This window comes from Mycobacterium paraffinicum, from assembly GCF_025822865.1.
Lineage (GTDB): Bacteria > Actinomycetota > Actinomycetes > Mycobacteriales > Mycobacteriaceae > Mycobacterium > Mycobacterium paraffinicum.
In genome coordinates this window covers 432,176-451,289 of record NZ_JACKUR010000027.1, presented here as the reverse complement: position 1 = coordinate 451,289, position 19,114 = coordinate 432,176, and the positions used below count along the sequence as shown (strand labels likewise).

Sequence of the window (19,114 nt, the reverse complement as noted above, 5' to 3'; positions counted from 1 at the left end):
GCTGTCAAGCTAAGTTCGCGGGGTTGGCTGAGTGCCTCGAGCAAACGGCTGAACCAGACGCTTAGCTGCCCCGTCACATGCTGTATCGCACTACAACGGCGTAGGAAGTGTTGAGCATGAGCGCACCCGGCAAGGTATCCGGCTCGCCCCGGAACGCCCTTCGTCCGCACGACGTCCTCGCGGCTCGCAGGGCGAGCAGGCCCCGCAGGTTCGCGACGAGCGATGGCACCCCGGTCGAGGTCCTCGAATCGGGACCCAGCGTTGCTGCGCGGGTGGCCAACCTGACGTCGCGAGTGACGGTTCGGCCGGTTCTGTCCGTCGGCAGCCATATTCCAAACTTCCCCTGGCCCTGGGGCCTCATCGACCTGGCGGCCCGGGTAGTGCTCCCCGTGTCGGCCACCGTCCGCGAGACGGTGAACTTGCCCAACGCGTCGGCACAGCTGGTGCGTGCGCCGGGCGTGCTGCCCGCGGACGGAACCCGTCGGGTGGTCGTCTACTTCCACGGCGGTGCGTTCTTGACGTGCGGGGCGAACTCGCACGGCCGGCTGGTCGAAGCGTTGTCGCAGTTTGCTGACACGCCGATCTTGGTGGTCAATTACCGGCTGCTGCCCAAGCATTCGATCGGGATGGCTCTCGATGACTGCCACGACGGCTACCAATGGCTGCGGCTGCGCGGATACGAGCCGGATCAGATCGTGCTGGCCGGCGACTCCGCGGGCGGCTACCTCGCACTCGCGCTGGCGCAACGCCTCCAGGAGGAGGGCGAGGAGCCGGCCGCGCTGGTCATGATCTCGCCGCTGCTGCAGTTGGCAAAGGAATACAAGCAGGCCCATCCCAACATCAACACCGACGCGATGTTCTCCGCCCGGGCGTTCGACGCGCTGGCCGAGCTGGTTGCCAGCGCGGCCGAAAAGCACAAAGTCGGGGGGCGGCCCGAGGAGATCTACGAGCCGTTGGAGCACATCAAGCCGGGCCTGCCGCGGACGCTGATCCACGTGTCGGGATCCGAGGTGTTGCTGCACGACGCGCGGCTGGCGGCGAGCCGGCTGGCTGCGGTCGGTGTGCCGGCCGAGGTGCGGGTGTGGCCCGGCCAGATTCACGACTTCCAGCTGGCCGCTCCGATGGTCCCGGAGGCGGTTCGCTCGCTGCGCCAGATCGGCGACTATATCCGCGAGGCCACCGGCTAGCGCAACCCCCGCCGGGCGCCAACTACGAAGCCGTCGTGCACCTCCGGAACCTGCCTGAGACGATGAACGCATGCGGATCGCTCAGCACATCAGCGAGCTCATCGGCGGCACGCCGCTGGTTCGCCTGAATTCCGTGGTTCCCGACGGCGCCGGCACTGTGGCGGCCAAGGTCGAGTACCTCAACCCCGGGGGTAGCTCGAAGGACCGGATCGCGGTGCGGATGATCGACGCCGCCGAAGCGAGCGGCCTACTGAAGCCCGGCGGCACCATCGTCGAACCCACCTCCGGTAACACCGGCGTCGGCCTGGCGCTGGTGGCACAGCAGCGCGGGTACAAGTGCGTGTTCGTCTGCCCCGACAAGGTCGGCGAGGACAAGCGCAACGTGCTGCTCGCCTACGGCGCGGAGGTGGTCGTCTGCCCGACGGCCGTGCCGCCCGACCACCCGGACAGCTACTACAGCGTCTCCGACCGGCTGACCCGGGAGATCGAGGGCGCCTGGAAGCCCGACCAGTACGCGAACCCGGAGGGCCCGGCCAGCCACTACGCCACGACCGGCCCGGAGGTCTGGGCCGACACCGACGGCAAGGTCACCCACTTCGTCGCCGGCATCGGAACCGGCGGCACGATCACCGGCGCGGGCCGCTACCTCAAAGAGGTGTCGGGCGGGAAGGTGCGGATCATCGGCGCCGACCCCGAGGGTTCGGTGTACTCCGGCGGGACCGGCCGGCCCTACCTGGTCGAGGGCGTCGGCGAGGACTTTTGGCCGGCCGCGTACGACCGCACGGTGCCCGACGAGATCATCGCGGTGTCCGACTCCGACTCGTTCGACATGACCAGGCGGCTGGCCCGCGAGGAGGCGATGCTCGTCGGGGGGTCGTGCGGGATGGCGGTGGTGGCCGCGCTGAAGGTCGCCGAGGAGGCCGGACCCGACGCGCTCGTCGTGGTGTTGCTGCCCGACGGCGGGCGCGGCTACATGGCGAAGATCTTCAACGACGCCTGGATGTCTTCCTACGGGTTCCTGCGCAGCCGTCTCGACGGCTCGACCGAACAGGCCTCGGTGGGTGACGTGCTGCGCCGCAAATCCGGCGAGCTGCCCGACCTGGTGCACACGCATCCGTCCGAGACCGTCCGCGACGCCATCGGCATCCTGCGCGAGTACGGGGTGTCCCAGATGCCCGTGGTCGGCGCCGAGCCGCCGGTGATGGCCGGCGAGGTGGCCGGCAGCGTATCCGAGCGCGAACTGCTCTCGGCCGTCTTCGAGGGCCGGGCCAAATTGGCCGACGCCGTCTCGCTGCACATGAGCCCGCCGCTGCCGATGATCGGCGCCGGAGAGTTGGTCAGCGCGGCCGGCAAGGCACTGCGCGACTGGGATGCGTTGATGGTGGTCGAGGAGGGCAAACCGGTCGGTGTGATCACCCGTTATGACCTGCTCGGTTTCCTCTCGGACGGGCCTCGTGGACCGGTAGGCCGGCGCTAGCGACGTTCCCTTTCGGCCGCGACGCGTGTCTCGCCCGGCCGCTGCGCGCTCAGGTACTGTAATGCGGCCTGGTTCAGCTGGTCCGCAGTGGAAGGGGTGCCCATGACCGATCAACCGCCGTCTGGCGAGGCTTATCCGCCACCTCCGCCGCCGCCCGGGTCGTCCGGTGGTCAGGCGGTTCCGCCCCCTCCATCGACTCCCGCGGGCGGCTCCTATCCGCCGCCTCCGCCGCCGCCCGGCGGCTCCTACCCGCCGCCCCCGCCGTCCGCCGGCGGGTACGCGCCACCGCCTCCCGGACCGGCGATCCGCACGTTGCCGACGGAGTCCTATACGCCGTGGCTCACCCGGCTCGTGGCGTTCATCATCGACATCCTCCCGTACGCCGTTGTGCACGGTATCGGGACCGGGATCCTGGTCGCCACCCAGCAGACGTCGTGCATCACCGATGTCACGCAGTACGCCGTCAACCAGTACTGCGCGACGCAGAACTCGAGCATCGGCCTGGCCGCCCAGTGGTTGGCGTCGCTGGTGGGGCTGATCTATCTGATCTGGAACTACGGCTACCGCCAGGGCACCACCGGGTCGAGCGTCGGCAAATCGGTGATGAAGTTCAAGGTGGTCAGCGAGGTCACCGGCCAGCCCCTCGGTTTCGGGATGTCCATCGTGCGTTCCCTCGCGCACTTCGTGGACGCCATCATCTGCTTCATCGGTTTCCTTTTCCCGCTGTGGGATTCGAAGCGGCAAACCCTGGCGGACAAGATCATGACGACGGTCTGCCTGCCGCTCGACGGGACCGAGCAACAGCTGGGCTAGTCGTGCGGGCGCGGTAGCCGACTCGGTCGTCACCTAGGCTGGTCGTCGATGAGCGACGATCACACCGGACACTTCACCGGACTCGCCACCAAAGCGATTCACGCCGGCTACCGGCCGGACCCGGCGACGGGGGCGGTCAACGCCCCGATCTATGCCAGCAGCACGTTCGCCCAAGACGGGGTCGGCGTGCTGCGCGGCGGGTTCGAATACGCGCGCACCGGCAACCCGACGCGCGCCGCGCTGGAGGCCTCGCTTGCCGCGGTCGAAGAGGGTGGCTACGGTCGGGCGTTCGGTTCCGGCATGGCCGCCGCCGACTGCGCGCTGCGGGCGATGCTGCGGCCCGGCGATCACGTGATCATCCCCAACGACGCCTACGGTGGCACCTTCCGGCTGATCGACAAGGTGTTCACGCAGTGGAACGTCAGCTACACGCCGGTGGCGTTGTCCGACCTGGACGCCGTCCGGGCCGCGGTCACGCCGCAGACCCGCCTGATCTGGGTGGAGACACCGACCAACCCGCTGCTGTCCATCGCCGACGTCGCGGCCATCGCCGAACTGGGCAAACAGTTCTCGCTAAAAGTCTTGGTGGACAACACGTTTGCGTCGCCCGCGCTGCAGCAACCGTTGAAGCTGGGCGCCGACGTGGTGCTGCATTCGACCACCAAATACATCGGTGGACACTCCGACGTGGTGGGCGGGGCGTTGATCACCGACGACGCGGAGCTGGACGCGGCGTTCGCCTTCCTGCAGAACGGCGCGGGCGCGGTGCCCGGCCCGTTCGACGCCTACCTGGCTATGCGTGGCCTGAAGACCCTGGTGCTGCGGATGCAGCGACACAGCGAAAACGCCTCGGCTGTAGCGGATTTCCTCTCCGGCCAGCCGACGGTGAGCACCGTGCTGTACCCCGGTCTGCCCGGCCACCCCGGGCATGAGATCGCCGCCCGGCAGATGCGCGGCTTCGGCGGCATGGTGTCGGTGCGCATGCGGGGCGGCCAGCAGGCCGCACGGGATCTGTGCGCCCGCACCAAAGTGTTCATCCTGGCCGAATCGCTCGGCGGCGTTGAGTCACTGATCGAGTACCCGAGCGCCATGACGCACGCGTCGACGGCCGGTTCCCAACTCGAAGTACCCGACGACCTGGTGCGGTTGTCGGTCGGCATCGAAGACATCGCCGACCTGCTGGCCGACCTAGACCAGGCGCTGGGCTAGGAGTGGTAGGGCTCCGCGCTGACCAGCGTGACCTCGACGGTGTTGCCGTTGGGCACCACGTAGCTGCGGGTCTCGCCCACCTTGGCATCGATGAGGGCGCCGCCCAGCGGTGAGTTGGGCGAATAAACCTCGAGCTTGCCGTCGTTGACGCCCTCCTGGCGGGTGGCGATCAGGAACGTCTCGGTGTCCGACTTGTCGCCGTTGTAGTAGACCTTCACCACCGAACCGGGCAGTGCGACGCCGGACTGCTTGGGCGCTTCGCCGACCTTGGCGTTGTTGAGCAGGTCCTGCAGCTGACGGATGCGGGCCTCCTGCTGGCCCTGCTCTTCGCGGGCGGCGTGGTATCCGCCGTTCTCGCGCAGGTCCCCTTCTTCACGGCGGTCGTTGATTTCCGCGGCGATCACGGGACGATTGGCGATCAACTGATCGAGCTCCGCCTTCAGCCGGTCATGTGACTCCTGGGTCAGCCAGGTCACCGAAGTGTCGGTCATCTCGTCGTGCTCCTCGTGTTGTCGTTCCGCGTACCCGCGTAAGCCTGTTTATCCCCGCCGCCGGGAGTATCCGGGTCTGCTCCCCGTGTGCTGCCGATCCGTTCTGCTCACGGCCTTAATGCAGCAATACACGGTCCCATCAGGAACCGTGCATTCACCCATGTTACCACCGCGCAAACAATTGATGACCCGAAATTCGCAGTTCGGCTGTTGTTAGGGGGTCACGCTGGCCGCAGATAAGCCGGTACGTCGGTGCCGCAGCCGTAGATGTCGGCCATCACCGGCGGTTTGCTGGACTTCACCGTGGTGGTCAGCTGCACGGTGGCCGCCCCGGACGGGGGGACCAGCACTTCCCGCCTGCCCGTCTCGCTGCCGTCCTTGGCCCGGACCCGCACAATGCAGTCCGCCGGCCGCGACGGATCGGATCGCGTCACGCTGATCGTTACCGACGCCGTCTCGTCGTCGATCACCCGATAGCTGCCCAGCGTGCCCGTCACGGGACTGGTGCCCAGCCGGTGGTAGCCGACCACGGCGATCACCAGCCCGGCCGCGACCACCAGCACGCCCAGCGCGATGACCACCCAACGCCGGGGCACGCGCGGGCGTCCGGCGCGCCCGTAGCGGGCCTCCGGGAGCGAAGGGGAAGTTTCGGTCATGCGTGGGTATGCCTGGGTGGTCGGCTGCCGGACACCGGCCGGCAGCATGCAACGATCTGAAGAACTGGAATTATAGGTCTCGCAACCGACGACAGCGGACCAGACAAGGGGGCACGTGAGCGAACTGCGGTTGATGGCGGTGCACGCCCACCCCGACGACGAGTCCAGCAAGGGCGCGGCCACCCTCGCCCGCTACGCCGACGAGGGCCACCGGGTGCTGGTGGTGACGCTGACCGGCGGCGAGCGCGGCGACATTCTCAATCCCGCGATGGACCTGCCCGAGGTGCACGGCCACATCGCCGAGATCCGACGCGACGAGATGGCGAAGGCCGCCGAGATCCTCGGTGTCGAGCACACCTGGCTGGGCTTCGTCGACTCCGGCTTGCCCAAAGGCGACCCGCCGCCCCCGCTGCCCGAAGGATGCTTCGCGCTGGTGCCGCTGGAGGAGTCGGTCGAGTCGCTGGTTCGCGTGGTCCGCGAGTTCCGGCCGCACGTGATCACCACCTACGACGAGAACGGCGGCTACCCGCATCCGGATCACATTCGCTGCCACCAGGTTTCGGTCGGCGCCTTCGAGGCGGCCGGAGACTACCGGCGGTTTCCGGACGCGGGCGAGCCGTGGGTCGTTTCGAAGCTCTACTACATCCACGGGTTCCTGCGGGCCCGGATGCAGCTGTTGCACGATGAGGCCATCAAACACGGGCACGAACCCCCGTTCGCGAAGTGGCTCGAGCACTGGGAAGCCGCGCACGACCCGTTCGAGTCCCGAGTCACGACGCGCGTCGAGTGCTCGGCGTATTTCAGTCAACGCGACGATGCGCTGCGGGCGCACACCACCCAAATCGACCCGGACCACGACTTCTTCGCCGCGCCGATCGAATGGCAGCAGCGGCTTTGGCCGACGGAGGAATTCGAGCTCGCGCGCTCGCGGGTGCCCGTCCGACTGCCCGAGGACGACTTGTTCGCCGGAATCGAGAGTGACGGGTGAACCACCTGTTTTTGACCGCGAGTGCGTTGGCCGACGGCGCGCCGCAGCACACCGGGCCGGACTTCGGTAAGGCCAGCCCGATCGGGCTGCTGATCGTCGTGGTGCTGCTGATCGCCACGCTGTTCCTGCTGCGCTCGATGAACAAGCAACTCAAGAAGGTGCCCGACTCGTTCGACCCCAAGCACCCCGAGCCCGACCAGGCCGCCGACGAAGGCACCGACGCGGTCGACCAGGCAGACAACCGCCCCCCGGGCCAGGCGAACGGATCGGAGCGGGCACCGGGACCCGGCGATGAGCCCGGCTGACGCTGCCGCGAAAAACACCCTCGGGCTGGCCACCAGCCCGTATCTGCGCCAGCACGCCGACAACCCGGTGCACTGGCAACAGTGGACCCCGCAGGCGCTCGCGGCCGCGGCCGAGCGCGACGTGCCCATCCTGCTCTCCATCGGCTATGCCGCCTGCCATTGGTGTCACGTGATGGCGCACGAATCGTTCGAGGACGACGAGGTGGCCGCCGCGATGAACTCCGGATTCGTCTGCATCAAGGTCGACCGGGAGGAACGCCCCGACCTCGACGCCGTCTACATGAACGCCACGGTGGCGCTGACCGGACACGGCGGCTGGCCCATGACGTGTTTCCTGACGCCCGACGGCCGGCCCTTCTTTTGCGGCACCTACTATCCGAAAGACGGCTTTCTGCAACTGCTTTCGGCGGTGTCCGCCACCTGGCACCAGCGCCGCGGCGACGTGGAGGAGGCGTCCGAGGCCATCGCGGGCGAATTGCGTGCGATGGCCTCCGGGCTGCCCCCCGGCGGCCCGGACGTCGCGCCGGCGCTGTGTGACCACGCGGTCGCCGCGGTGCTCGGCGACCGGGACGCGGTGCATGGCGGCTTCGGCGGCGCGCCCAAATTTCCGCCGTCGGCGATTCTCGAGGCATTGCTGCGCAACCACGAACGCACCGGATCGACGGCGGCGCTGGAGGCCGTCGCGCACACCGGCAACGCGATGGCCCGCGGCGGAATCTACGATCAGCTGGCCGGCGGGTTCGCCCGTTATAGCGTCGACAACGCTTGGGTGGTACCGCATTTCGAGAAGATGCTGTACGACAATGCGTTGCTGCTGCGCGCCTACGCGCACTGGGCCCGGCGGACCGGGGATCCGCTGGCGCGCCGAGTCGCCGCCCAGACCGCGCGCTTCCTGCTCGACGACCTGGCCGACGGCGCCGTGTTCACGTCGTCGCTGGACGCCGACGCCGACGGCCGCGAGGGCTCGACCTATGTCTGGACGCCCGGGCAGCTCACCGAGGTGCTCGGCCCCGACGACGGACCCTGGGCCGCAACCGCTTTCGCGGTCACCGCGTCCGGGACCTTCGAACACGGCGCCGCGGTGCTGCAATTGCCCGCCGATCCCGACGACCCGCAACGGCTCGAACGAGTCCGGGCCGCGCTGCTGGCCGCCCGGCTCACCCGAGCCCAGCCCGGCCGCGACGACAAGGTCGTCACGTCCTGGAACGGTCTGGCGATCACCGCGCTGGCCGAGACCAGCGTGGCCCTGGACGCGCCCGAATTGGCCGGGGCCGCACGCGATTGCGCACGCGCACTGCTGGGCTCGCACCTGGTCGACGGGCGGCTGCGGCGCGCCAGCCTGGGCGGGATGGTCGGCGACAGCGCCGCCATCCTCGAAGACCACGCGATGCTGGCCACCGGCCTGCTCGCCCTCTACCAGCTGGACGCCGACGCCGCCTGGCTGACGGCGGCAACGGATCTGCTCGACACCGCCCTGCGGCACTTCGCCGACCCGCAGCGGCCCGGCCGCTGGTTCGACACCGCCGACGACGCCGAGCGGTTGATGCTTCGGCCCGCCGACCCGCTGGACGGGGCGACTCCGTCGGGCGCGTCGTCGATCACCGAGGCGCTGCTCACCGCGGCGCACCTGGTCGAGGGCGGCCGCGCGGAGCGGTATCTGCGGGCGGCGGCCGACGGGCTCAACGCGCATTCGGTGCTCCTGGAGCGCGCGCCACGCTCGGCGGGCCACTGGCTGGCCGTGGCGGAGGCCGCGGTGCGCGGACCGCTGCAGATCGCGGTCGCCTGCGAACCGTCGCGGTCGGCGCTGCTGGCCGATGCGCGGCGGCTGGCACCGGGCGGGGCGATCGTCGTGGGCGGCGAAAAGGACTCGTCGGAGCTGCTGACCGGCCGCGACCGGGTGGCCGGCGCCGACGCCGCCTACGTGTGCCGCGGCCGGGTGTGCGACTTGCCGGTCACCGCCGCCGAAGACCTCGCGAGCGCGCTCGGCGCGCCACGGTAGCGTGACATTTCATGCCGAGCGCCCAACACATCACCGACACGGTCAACCGCTACATCGAACTGGTCGCCAAGGGCGGCGCCGACGAGTTGGTCGAGCTGTACGCCGATGACGCCACCGTCGAGGATCCCGTCGGCGGCGAGGTGCACATCGGCCGCCAGGCGATCCACGGCTTCTATTCGGCGGTCAACGAGGTGCAGCGCGAATGCAAGCTGGTGACGCTGCGGGTCGCCGGCAACGAGGCCGCCTTCCATTTCCGGCTCACGATCACCGCCGGGGAGCACCGGATGGTGATCGAGCCGATCGACGTGATGGCGTTCGACGAGGACGGCAAGGTCGCTCACATGAAGGCCTACTGGTCGCCCGCCGACGTCACGCAGCTGTAGCCGTTCAGCGCACCAGCCACGCGTGGTCGCCGACGTAGAACACCGCGAACCACATAGCGATGTAGTGCAGGATGGCCGCGATCGCGGTGAAGGCGTGGAAGAACTCGTGATACCCGAACGTGCTGGGCCACGGGTCGGGCCACCGTAGCCCGTAGAAGATGCCGCCGACGCTGTAGAACACCCCGCCGACGGCCAGCAGCACCATCGCCGCCACGCCGGCCTTGTGCAGAATCGTCGGGCAGTACCACACAGCCACCCAGCCCAGCATTAGGTACAGCGGCACACCCAGCCACCGCGGCGCCGTCGGCCAGCACACCTTCAGCAGGATGCCCGCCACCGCGCCGCCCCACACGATCCACAGCACCTCCACGCCGGTCTGCTGCGGCATGGCCAGGCGCGCGAATGGCGTGTAGCTGCCGGCGATGAACACGAAGATCATCGAATGGTCCAGCCGCTTCATGAGGTTCCGGGCCGCATCGGACGTCCACTGCACCCGGTGATAGGTGGCGCTGACGGCGAACATCGCTACCGTTGCCGCCGCGTAGATCAGCGTCGAATGACCGGCGCGCGGCGATGAGGCGGCCCACGACACCGACACCAGCGTGGCGCCGGTGATGAACGCCAGCCACGCGGAGAAGAAGTGGATCCAGCCGCGCATGCGGGGCTTGCTCAGCGCCTGGGCCGTACCCTCGACAAGCTGTTCGACGGTGTTGCCGGGGGTGACGGCCTCGGATTCGCGATCCGATCGCTCCGAATTGGCAGACGTGCTCGTCTGGCTGCTCATGTCTCCTGTGCCCTCGTCTTACAGGTCGGGGATTGCCAGTGGCTGCTCATCACCAACATAGTCGGCGTCGGTAACGGCATGGTCTCTCCGCGCGGGTGACATCGCCGAATAGCAGGGGGGAATTTGGCGCAGCTCACAGTAGGCTGAATCTCCGTGGAAATTATCCCGCCGCGTCTCAAAGACCCGCTGTATCGCGTCTACGAGTTGCGGCTGCGGCAGGGCCTGGCCTCCTCCAAATCCCACCTGCCCCGTCACATCGCGGTCCTGTGCGACGGCAACCGGCGATGGGCCCGCGACGCCGGTTATACCGACGTCAGCTACGGCTACCGCATGGGTGCGGCGAAGATCGCCGAGATGCTGCGCTGGTGTCAGGAGGCCGGCATCGGGATGACCACGGTCTACCTGCTGTCCACGGAAAACCTCCAACGCGACCCCGACGAGCTGGCGGGGCTCATCGAAATCATCACCGACGTCGTCGAGGAGATCTGCGCACCGGCCAATCGTTGGAGCGTGCGCACCGTCGGCGATCTGGAGTTGCTCGGCGAGGAACCGGCCCGGCGGCTGCGCGACGCGGTGGAATCCACACCCGTCATTGCGACGTTCCACGTCAACGTCGCGGTCGGTTATGGCGGCCGCCGTGAGATCGTCGACGCGGTGCGGGCATTGCTGAGCAAGGAACTCGCCAACGGTGCATCGGCCGAGGAGCTCATCGACGCGGTCAGCGTCGACGGCATTTCCGAAAACCTCTACACCTCCGGGCAACCCGATCCCGACCTGGTGATCCGCACGTCGGGGGAGCAACGCCTGTCCGGGTTCCTGCTGTGGCAGAGCGCGTATTCGGAGATGTGGTTCACGGAGGCGCACTGGCCCGCGTTCCGCCGGGTGGATTTCCTGCGTGCGCTGCGTGATTACAGTCAGCGGCACCGCAGGTACGGCAAGTAGCCGGTCGGCACGCATCAGGCCCGTGTCGATCGCAAGCGCGGCGCGAGCCGGGCGTAGCGGGTCGGCACGCATCAAACCCGTGCCAAACTGGGTGCATGGCTGCGCTGTCGGCGGTGGTTTTCACGCTGAGCGGGTGGCTCGGGCTGTACCTGCTAGCTCGCGATCCGCGGAAGCCGGTGCTCGTCTTGGCGGCGATCGGCCTGTGCGGTTTCGCGCTGGTGGTCGCGCTGGATGCGGTGCGGACCGCCAGCCCCGGGTACGCCCACGTGCTCAGCCGCGTTGAGATCTACCTGGTGACCATCCCCGGCGTGGCGTGGTTCGCGGTGCTCGTCGAGCTGGCCCGGCCCAGCGACGGCCCGAGACCGCGCACGCGCGAGTTGGTCCTGGTGGCCGGGGTCGCCGCGCTGACCCTGTTCGGGGCGATGCTGGCCGGCAGTGTCGAGGGACCACTCCGGACCGGGCACTGGGTGATGTTCGCGGTGATCTCGGTGTCCACCTTCGCCGCGATGGCCGTCGCGTTGCGGCAGGCGCGTCGGCCGCGGTCGGCAGTCGGGCTCGCCGTCGTCGCGACGTTGTTCTTCGCGCTCGGCAACGCCATCCTGATCATTCCGCTCGGCCTGGTGCCCAGTTGGGTGGCGCTGGCGTCGACGAGTCTCGACGTCCTCTCGCTCGGGCTCGCCGTCGCGCTGTGGGATGCGTTCGACGAGGGCCAGGCGTTGCGCGCCGACATGCTCCGCTCGTTTGCCGGCTCGGTGGCGGTGGCGGTGTTGTTCGGCGGCCAGGCGCTGATCGGCCTGGCGCTGACCCGCCACGACCGCGCCGCGCAGACCGCGCTCACCGTGCTGCTGTTTACCAGCCTGGCGGTCGCGATCGCCGTGCAGGTGCTGGCAGACCCGCTGGCCGGGGTTCTCGACCGGCTGGCATTCTCGAAAACGCCCGCGCTGCGGGAGGATCGGGCGGCGCTGCGGAATACCGGCGCGGCGCTGCCGTTGCGGTCGGTGGATCCGCTCCGCCACGTCGACGACGTCACCTTCGCCAGGCTCACGCGTCGCGCCCTGGGCCATTACGGCGATCTGAGCAAGCTGGTCGCCAGCCCGTTGACCGCACTGCCCGTCATCGATGAGCGGCTCGCCGCCCGGGGGGCGCCCGACCATCCGCTGGAACGGGCCAACGAACTCAAGGCGGTTCTCGCGGACGCGATCGGGCGGCTCAAGCCGCGGGACGCCGGCGATTTCGGGACCACCGAGCAGTGGCGCCACTACAACTCGCTGTATTTCCCGTACGTCGTCGGCGTGCGTGCGTACGCGCAGAACGCCACCGCCGCGGGACTGGATCCCACCGCTCGTCAGGCCTGGCAGTGGCTGGTCACCGAGGTTCCGCAGCGCTCGCTGCACAACTGGCAGAACGCCGCCGCCCGGCTGATCGCCGCCGACCTGCGCGGGCGGGTGCCGGTGGCTAGCGACTGATCCGGGAACGACGGTTGTGCCCCATGACTGCTGTGACTGCTGGGGCTGTTGAGCGCCAGACTGGCGGTTGTCGAATAACGATTTCGATTCTTGCCCGCAAATGGGAATAGCCCGGCGAACCCACTGGTCTTTTTATCCGTGGCAGTAGTTGGCAGTGCCACGAGTCGATATGGCAGTGGGCCGGAGGCACGCTGATGTTCGACCCCAATCGCCATCGCGAGGAGTAATCACATGATGTATGCATCTGGCGCACCCGGTCTGGCAACTCGACCCCTGTATGACGCGACCGACTCGCTGCTGCGTTTCGCCATGCGCGCCGACGCCACCTTGACGGGACTGTGCGGTTTGGCCATCGCCTTTCTCGCCGACCCACTTTCATCGCTGACGGGCCTGACGTCGTTGCAGGAGTACAGCCTCGGCGCCCTCTTCGTGTTCAGCGGCTTGGCCGTATTCCTCGTTGCGGCGGCGCCCAACCTGCGCCGCGTCGGCATCGGCGTCATCGCGGCCAACATCGTGTTCACACTGGCAGCGATCGTGGCCGCGGGCGCGCTGCCGCTGTCCGCGACCGGGATAGCCGCAACGCTGGCCGTCGGCGTGTACACCGCGGCTTTCGCCGGGCTGCAGTACCTGGGGGTGCGCCGTCTCGAAACGGCGTGACCGCTAGAGCTTGCGCAACCGGAGCCGGTTGATCGAGTGGTCGGCGTCCTTGCGCAGCACCAGGGTGGCCCGGGGCCGGGTCGGCAGGATGTTCTCGACCAGATTGGGCCGGTTGATGGACCGCCAGATCTCGCGCGCCGCGGCGACGGCCTTGGTGTCGTTGAGGGCCGAGTAGTGATGGAAGTGTGACTCCGGGTCGGCGAAGGCGGTGCCGCGCAGCGACAGGAAGCGCGACACGTACCACTGCTCGATGTCTTCGATGCGGGCGTCCACATACAGCGAGAAGTCGAACAGGTCCGACACCATCAGGGTTGGACCGGTCTGCAGGACGTTGAGGCCCTCCAGGATCAGGATGTCGGGATGGCGCACGACGTGCTTGGCGCCGGGGATGATGTCGTATTTGAGGTGCGAGTAAACCGGCGCGCACGCGTAGTCGCTGCCGGATTTGACCGACGTCACGAACCGCATCAGCGCCCGGCGGTTGTAGCTCTCTGGAAAACCCTTGCGGTGCATCAAGTTTCGCCGATCGAGTTCGGCGTTCGGATATAGGAAGCCGTCGGTGGTCACCAGGTCCACCCTGGGGTGGTGGTCCCAGCGGGCCAGCAGGGCCTGCAGCACGCGGGCCGTGGTCGATTTGCCGACCGCGACGCTGCCGGCCACGCCGATCACGAACGGCACCGGCCGGTCGGGGTTCTGTTGCGGCTCGCCGAGGAACTCGGCCGTGGCGGCAAACAACCGCTGGCGCGCGGCGACCTGAAGGTGGATCAGCCGGGCCAGCGGCAGGTAAACCTCTTCCACTTCGAGCAGGTCGAGCTGCTCACCAAGACCGCGCAGGCCAACCAATTCCTCTTCGGTGAGGGCCAGCGGCGTCGACATGCGAAGCGCGCGCCATTGCTTTCGGTCGAACTCCACATAGGGGCTCGGCTCGCTAAGCCGCGGCATGGTGCAAGTGTTGCAGGGGCGGACGCGCCCCCGACGGCTGGGCTGGCTAAACCGTCGCTGGATAGACTGGCGCCGTGACCGCTGCACCCGACGCCCGCCCCTCCACGTCCGTCATGTCCGCCGCACTCGCCGAGGTCGACCCCGACATCGCCGAGGTGCTCGGCAAAGAGCTGGGCCGTCAGCGCGACACCCTGGAGATGATCGCCTCGGAGAACTTCGTGCCGCGCGCGGTGCTGCAGGCCCAGGGCAGCGTCCTGACGAACAAGTACGCCGAGGGTCTGCCCGGCCGGCGCTACTACGGCGGCTGCGAGTACGTCGACGTCGTGGAGAACATCGCCCGCGACCGGGCCAAGGCGCTCTTCGGCGCAGACTTCGCCAATGTGCAGCCGCATTCGGGTGCGCAGGCCAACGCCGCCGTGCTGCAGGCGCTGATGACGCCGGGGGAGCGGCTGCTGGGCCTCGACCTCGCCAACGGCGGGCACCTGACGCACGGAATGAAGCTCAACTTCTCCGGCAAGCTCTACGAAACCGGTTTTTACGGTGTGGATCCCACGACGCACCTGGTGGACATGGACGCGGTGCGGGCCAAGGCCCTCGAGTTCCGGCCCAAGGTCATCATCGCCGGCTGGTCGGCCTACCCGCGGATTCTGGACTTCGCGGCTTTTCGCTCGATCGCCGACGAGGTCGACGCCAAGCTGTGGGTGGACATGGCGCACTTCGCGGGACTGGTCGCCGTGGGATTGCACCCGTCGCCGGTGCCGCACGCGGACGTGGTGTCCACGACCGTGCACAAGACGCTCGGCGGCCCGCGTTCCGGCCTGATCCTCGGTAAGCAGGAGTACGCCAAATCCGTCAACTCCGCGGTGTTCCCCGGTCAGCAGGGTGGGCCCCTGATGCACGTCATCGCCGGCAAGGCCGTCGCACTCAAGATCGCCGGCACCCCCGAGTTCGCCGACCGGCAGCAGCGCACCCTGTCCGGTGCCCGCATCATCGCCGACCGGCTGACGGCCCCCGACGTCACCAAAGCCGGTGTGTCGGTGGTCAGCGGCGGCACCGACGTCCACCTGGTGCTGGTGGACCTGCGCAATTCACCGCTGGACGGCCAGGCCGCCGAGGACCTGCTCCACGAAATCGGCATCACGGTCAACCGCAACGCGGTCCCCAACGACCCGCGCCCGCCGATGGTGACGTCCGGCCTGCGGGTGGGCACGCCCGCGCTGGCGACCCGCGGCTTCGGGGACGCGGAGTTCACCGAGGTTGCCGACGTCATCGCCACCGCGCTGGCGGCGGGCGGCGGGGCGGACCTGGCCGCGCTGCGGCAGCGGGTGACGCGCCTGGCCAGGGATTTCCCGCTGTACGAGGGTCTCGAGGAGTGGACGCTGGTCGACCGCTAGGCGCGGCGAAAGGACCAAAGTCACCAGTTGTCACGACACGGGCCGGGCGATTTCACGAACCTGTGTACGCGAGTTACAGTAACCGCATGGCACAGAAACCTGTAGCTAACGCGCTGACCCTGGAACTCGAGCCGGTGTGCGAAGCCAACATGGATCGCCACCTCAACACCGAGGAACTCTGGTTCGCCCACGACTACGTGCCGTTCGAAAGGGGCGAGAACTTCGCGTTCCTCGGCGGACGCGACTGGGAGCCGTCCGACGCGACGCTGCCCCGGGCGTACACCGACGCCTGCGAGATCCTGCTGCTGCTCAAGGACAACCTGGCCGGCCATCACCGCGAGCTCGTCGAGCACTTCATCCTCGAAGACTGGTGGGGCCGCTGGCTGGGCCGGTGGACCGCGGAGGAGCACCTGCACGCCATCGCGCTGCGGGAGTACCTGGTGGTCACCCGCGAGGTCGACCCGACCGCCAACGAGGAGGCGCGGGTCCAGTACGTCATGAAGGGCTACCGCGCCGACACCTACACGCAGGTGGAGACCCTGGTGCACATGGCGCTCACCGAGCGCACGCACGCCGTCTTCTGCGAGAACCTGGCGGCCAAGCTCGAGGAGCCCATCCTGGCCGGGCTCATCGACCGAATCGCGCGCGACGAGCGTCGGCACGAAGTCTTCTTCTCCAACCTGGTCGAGCACTGCCTCTCCTACACCCGCGACGAGACGATCGCGGCCATCGCGGCCCGAGCGGCCGACCTGCAGGTGCCCGGCGCCGACATCGACTCCTATCGGGACAAGCTGCGCAACGTCGCCGACGCGGGCATCTTCGACCAACAGCAGCTGCGGCAGGCGATCTCGGATCGCATCACCGCATGGGGTGTGGCCGACGAGCCCGCCCTCAAGCAGTTCGTCATCGCCTAGCCGATCTTCGCGCGCGCCCGTCGTCGGCGCGCCTGCGCTGCTGCAAAGCGGCGACGAGAGTAGCGTCGATCTCGATGGTCAGCGTCATGCTCAGCTGCCAGGGCGGCACCTCCCGTCACCACAACGGAAGGACCGGCCCCGGTCCTGGTGTCGCAGTTCCCGCCGACATGCCTGTGCGGGTCCGCGCGGGCTCATTCCGCTCGAGGAGCGCTACGTGACCGAAATCCGGACCTACGTGATCGACACCTCCGTGCTGCTGTCCGACCCATGGGCGTGCAGCCGGTTCGCCGAGCACGAGGTGGTGGTTCCGCTGGTGGTGATCAGCGAACTCGAGGCCAAGCGGCATCACCACGAGTTGGGGTGGTTCGCCCGTCAGGCGTTGCGCCTGTTCGACGATCTCCGGCTCCTGCACGGCCGGCTCGATCAGCCTATTCCCATTGGGGCACAAGGCGGTACGCTTCACGTCGAGCTCAACCACACCGACCCCGCCGTGCTGCCCGCCGGTTTCCGCAGCGACAACAACGACTGCCGGATCTTGAGCTGCGCCGCCAACCTCGCCGCCGAAGGCAAGCGAGTGACGTTGGTCAGCAAGGACATTCCGCTTCGCGTCAAGGCCGCCGCGGTCGGGCTGGCCGCCGACGAATATCACGCGCAAGACGTGGTGGCCTCCGGGTGGTCGGGGATGCGTGAAATCGAGACCGCCACCGAGGACATCGACGCGTTGTTCGCCGAAGGTGAGATCGACCTGACCGAAGCGCGAGACCTGCCCTGCCACACCGGCATTCGGCTGCTCGGCGGCAGCTCGCACGCGCTGGGCCGGGTCAATGCGGACAAACGCGTCCAGCTGGTTCGCGGCGACCGCGAGGCATTCGGCCTGCGCGGCCGGTCCGCCGAACAGCGGGTGGCACTCGACCTGCTGCTCGACGAGTCGGTGGGCATCGTGTCGCTGGGCGGCAAGGCCGGCACCGGCAAGTCGGCGCTGGCGTTGTGCGCGGGCCTGGAGGCCGTGCTGGAACGGCGGACCCAGCGCAAGGTGGTGGTCTTCCGGCCGCTGTACGCCGTGGGCGGCCAGGAGCTGGGCTACCTGCCCGGCAGCGAGAGCGAGAAGATGGGCCCCTGGGCGCAGGCGGTCTTCGACACGCTTGAGGGACTGGCCAGCCCGGCCGTGCTCGAGGAGGTGCTCTCCCGGGGCATGCTCGAGGTGCTGCCGCTGACCCACATCCGCGGCCGGTCGCTGCACGACTCGTTCGTCATCGTCGACGAGGCCCAGTCGCTGGAACGCAACGTCTTGCTGACGGTGCTGTCCAGGCTGGGAGCCGGGTCGCGGGTGGTGCTGACGCACGACATCGCGCAGCGCGACAACCTGCGGGTCGGCCGGCACGACGGGGTCGCCGCGGTGATCGAGAAGCTCAAAGGCCACCCGCTGTTCGCCCACATCACGCTGTTGCGCAGCGAGCGGTCGCCGATCGCCGCGCTGGTCACCGAGATGCTCGAGGAGATCGCCGGACCGCAGTGACGGCGGATTTCGCCTGGCCACGCGTTCGATAAACTTCGACGGTGCCGAAAAGACCCGACAGCCAAGCCTGGCGCTATTGGCGCACGGTTGTCGGTGTCGTCGCGGCGGTTGCGGTGCTGGTGATCGGGGGTCTGACCGGTCACGTGACGCGCGCCGACAATCTCAGTTGCTCGATGGTCAAGTGTGTCGCGCTGACGTTCGACGACGGACCCAGCCCGTTCGACGGCCGGCTGCTGCAGATTCTGAAGGACAACGACGCGAAGGCCACGTTCTTCGAGATCGGCAACAAGGTGGCCGCGAACCCTGCGGGGGCCAAGCAGGTCGCCGACGCCGGGATGGAGATCGGCAACCACACCTGGGAACACCCCAACATGGTGACGATCCCTCCCGAAGACATCGCCTCCCAGTTTTCCAAGGCCAACGACGCGATCGCCGCCGCCACGGGCCGGACCCCCAACCTGTATCGCCCCGCCGGCGGGCTGTCCAACGATGCCGTGCGCCAGACGGCGGGCCGGTTCGGGCTCGCCGAAATCCTCTGGGATGTCATTCCTTTCGACTGGGCGAACGACTCGAACACGGCGGCGACGCGGTACATGTTGATGACGTACATCAAGCCGGGTTCGGTGGTGTTGTTCCATGACACCTACTCGAGCACCGTCGACCTGGTCTACCAGTTCATCCCGGTGCTCAAGGCCAACGGCTACCGGATGGTGACGGTCAGCGAACTGCTGGGCCCGCGCGCGCCGGGGAGCAGCTATGGCGGCCGCGAGAACGGGCCGCCGGTGAACGAACTCCACGACATCCCGCCCGGCGACATCCCGCCGCTGCCGAGCACGTCCTCGCCCAGGCCGATGCCCAACTTCCCGATCACCGACATCCCGGGCCAGAACTCGGGCGGTCCGAACAACGGTGCTTAGCACGAGCTTGTGGGACCGCGCGAGCGCCCGGCTTCGGAATCGCCGGCCGCGAGCGTCTGCGGGGCAACGAAAGT

General features: G+C 68.4%; 19 protein-coding genes. 15 read left to right on the top strand and 4 right to left on the bottom strand.

Going from position 1 to position 19,114, the window contains the following annotated elements; genetic code table 11:
- Positions 1–116 precede the first annotated feature (116 nt).
- From H7J89_RS19805 to H7J89_RS19790, 4 genes are all read left to right on the top strand, one after another.
- Positions 117–1,187 carry an alpha/beta hydrolase fold domain-containing protein gene (locus tag H7J89_RS19805; RefSeq protein ID WP_264045776.1) on the top strand — a complete coding sequence of 357 codons (1,071 nt, stop codon included), beginning with the start codon at positions 117–119 and terminating at the stop codon, positions 1,185–1,187.
- Between the two features lie 70 nt (positions 1,188–1,257).
- Positions 1,258–2,664 (top strand): cystathionine beta-synthase, encoded by a 1,407-nt coding sequence (locus H7J89_RS19800; protein ID WP_264045774.1) that lies wholly within the window; start codon positions 1,258–1,260, stop codon positions 2,662–2,664.
- Positions 2,665–2,766: 102 nt separating this feature from the next.
- Positions 2,767–3,477: an RDD family protein gene (locus H7J89_RS19795; protein ID WP_264045772.1), complete on the top strand. Its 711-nt coding sequence runs from the start codon at positions 2,767–2,769 to the stop codon at positions 3,475–3,477.
- A gap of 48 nt (positions 3,478–3,525) precedes the next feature.
- The gene (locus H7J89_RS19790) at positions 3,526–4,686 is read left to right on the top strand and encodes a cystathionine gamma-synthase (protein WP_264045770.1); all 1,161 of its coding nucleotides are present in this window, start codon (positions 3,526–3,528) and stop codon (positions 4,684–4,686) included.
- Here the strand turns inward: H7J89_RS19790 and greA are convergent.
- Positions 4,683–5,177 carry a transcription elongation factor GreA gene (gene greA, locus H7J89_RS19785; RefSeq protein WP_007168983.1) on the bottom strand — a complete coding sequence of 165 codons (495 nt, stop codon included), beginning with the start codon at positions 5,175–5,177 and terminating at the stop codon, positions 4,683–4,685. The two genes, H7J89_RS19790 and greA, sit on opposite strands and share 4 nt — an antisense overlap.
- Before the next feature lie 221 nt (positions 5,178–5,398).
- Positions 5,399–5,833: a DUF4307 domain-containing protein gene (locus tag H7J89_RS19780; protein ID WP_264045768.1), complete on the bottom strand. Its 435-nt coding sequence runs from the start codon at positions 5,831–5,833 to the stop codon at positions 5,399–5,401.
- Positions 5,834–5,948: 115 nt separating this feature from the next.
- On the opposite strand from H7J89_RS19780, the gene mca reads away from it, so the two are divergent.
- From mca to H7J89_RS19760, 4 genes are read left to right on the top strand one after another with little or no spacing between them, the layout of a single operon-like run.
- On the top strand, positions 5,949–6,821 hold the full coding sequence (mca, locus tag H7J89_RS19775; RefSeq protein WP_264045766.1) for a mycothiol conjugate amidase Mca: 873 nt from the start codon (positions 5,949–5,951) through the stop codon (positions 6,819–6,821).
- A complete protein-coding gene (locus H7J89_RS19770; protein WP_264045764.1) occupies positions 6,818–7,126 on the top strand; it encodes a hypothetical protein in 309 nt (102 codons plus the stop codon). The genes mca and H7J89_RS19770 overlap by 4 nt, the downstream gene beginning before the upstream one ends.
- Positions 7,113–9,125: a thioredoxin domain-containing protein gene (locus tag H7J89_RS19765; RefSeq protein ID WP_264045762.1), complete on the top strand. Its 2,013-nt coding sequence runs from the start codon at positions 7,113–7,115 to the stop codon at positions 9,123–9,125. Before H7J89_RS19770 ends, H7J89_RS19765 begins: the two co-directional genes overlap by 14 nt.
- An 11-nt stretch (positions 9,126–9,136) precedes the next feature.
- Positions 9,137–9,508, top strand: a complete 372-nt coding sequence (locus tag H7J89_RS19760) for a nuclear transport factor 2 family protein (RefSeq protein WP_264045760.1) — start codon at positions 9,137–9,139, stop codon at positions 9,506–9,508.
- Positions 9,509–9,512: 4 nt separating this feature from the next.
- Here H7J89_RS19760 and trhA read toward each other — a convergent pair whose 3' ends face one another.
- Positions 9,513–10,292, bottom strand: a complete 780-nt coding sequence (gene trhA / locus H7J89_RS19755; RefSeq protein ID WP_264045758.1) for a PAQR family membrane homeostasis protein TrhA — start codon at positions 10,290–10,292, stop codon at positions 9,513–9,515.
- Between the two features lie 153 nt (positions 10,293–10,445).
- On the opposite strand from trhA, the gene H7J89_RS19750 reads away from it, so the two are divergent.
- The 3 genes from H7J89_RS19750 to H7J89_RS19740 all read left to right on the top strand — a co-directional run bounded on the left by H7J89_RS19750 (position 10,446) and on the right by H7J89_RS19740 (position 13,357).
- Positions 10,446–11,234, top strand: a complete 789-nt coding sequence (locus H7J89_RS19750; protein ID WP_264045756.1) for a (2Z,6E)-farnesyl diphosphate synthase — start codon at positions 10,446–10,448, stop codon at positions 11,232–11,234.
- Positions 11,235–11,329: 95 nt separating this feature from the next.
- Positions 11,330–12,700: a hypothetical protein gene (locus H7J89_RS19745; RefSeq protein WP_264045754.1), complete on the top strand. Its 1,371-nt coding sequence runs from the start codon at positions 11,330–11,332 to the stop codon at positions 12,698–12,700.
- Positions 12,701–12,931: 231 nt separating this feature from the next.
- Positions 12,932–13,357, top strand: coding sequence for a hypothetical protein (locus H7J89_RS19740; RefSeq protein WP_264045752.1), 426 nt, complete (start codon positions 12,932–12,934; stop codon positions 13,355–13,357).
- A 3-nt stretch (positions 13,358–13,360) separates the two neighbouring features.
- On the opposite strand, the gene coaA is transcribed toward H7J89_RS19740, so the two are convergent.
- Positions 13,361–14,299: a type I pantothenate kinase gene (gene coaA / locus H7J89_RS19735; RefSeq protein ID WP_067210576.1), complete on the bottom strand. Its 939-nt coding sequence runs from the start codon at positions 14,297–14,299 to the stop codon at positions 13,361–13,363.
- Between the two features lie 113 nt (positions 14,300–14,412).
- Here coaA and glyA point away from each other — a divergent pair, with 113 nt between their 5' ends.
- The 4 genes from glyA to H7J89_RS19715 all read left to right on the top strand — a co-directional run bounded on the left by glyA (position 14,413) and on the right by H7J89_RS19715 (position 19,040).
- A complete protein-coding gene (gene glyA / locus H7J89_RS19730; protein ID WP_264046117.1) occupies positions 14,413–15,693 on the top strand; it encodes a serine hydroxymethyltransferase in 1,281 nt (426 codons plus the stop codon).
- 86 nt (positions 15,694–15,779) lie between these two features.
- Complete coding sequence (locus tag H7J89_RS19725) at positions 15,780–16,607, top strand: acyl-ACP desaturase (protein WP_264045748.1); 828 nt, start codon at positions 15,780–15,782, stop codon at positions 16,605–16,607.
- A 214-nt stretch (positions 16,608–16,821) separates the two neighbouring features.
- Positions 16,822–18,123: an RNA 5'-3' helicase PhoH2 gene (phoH2, locus tag H7J89_RS19720; protein ID WP_264045746.1), complete on the top strand. Its 1,302-nt coding sequence runs from the start codon at positions 16,822–16,824 to the stop codon at positions 18,121–18,123.
- 41 nt (positions 18,124–18,164) lie between these two features.
- Positions 18,165–19,040: a polysaccharide deacetylase family protein gene (locus tag H7J89_RS19715; RefSeq protein WP_264045744.1), complete on the top strand. Its 876-nt coding sequence runs from the start codon at positions 18,165–18,167 to the stop codon at positions 19,038–19,040.
- The last annotated feature ends 74 nt before the right edge of the window (positions 19,041–19,114 follow it).